The organism is Streptomyces jumonjinensis (assembly GCF_009600885.1).
In the GTDB taxonomy this organism is placed as follows: domain Bacteria; phylum Actinomycetota; class Actinomycetes; order Streptomycetales; family Streptomycetaceae; genus Streptomyces; species Streptomyces jumonjinensis.
In genome coordinates, this window is the sequence record NZ_VCLA01000201.1 from 77581 (window position 1) to 77872 (window position 292).

Below are 292 nucleotides of genomic sequence, written 5' to 3' on the forward strand. Positions count from 1 at the left end.
CGCGGCCGTCATCCAGGCCGAGCGCGACGGCGGACGCCTCGACGCCCCGCTGCTGGCGATCCTCGATGAGGCGGCGAACGTCTGCAAGATCCAGGATCTCCCGGACTTGTACTCCCACCTTGGCTCGCGCGGCGTGATCCCGGTGACGATCCTCCAGTCCTACCGGCAGGGCGTCCGGGTGTGGGGCGAGGCCGGGATGGACGCCCTCTGGTCGGCGTCCACCATCAAGCTGATCGGCTCCGGTATCGATGACGCGGACTTCGCCGACAAGCTCTCGCGTCTCGTCGGCGAC

1 protein-coding gene is annotated in these 292 nt (G+C 69.2%); it reads left to right on the forward strand.

The window, feature by feature from the left end; translation table 11 throughout:
- On the forward strand, positions 1–292 hold a 292-nt coding region (locus tag FF041_RS38485), incomplete at both ends, for a TraG/TraD/VirD4 family protein (RefSeq protein WP_194292325.1).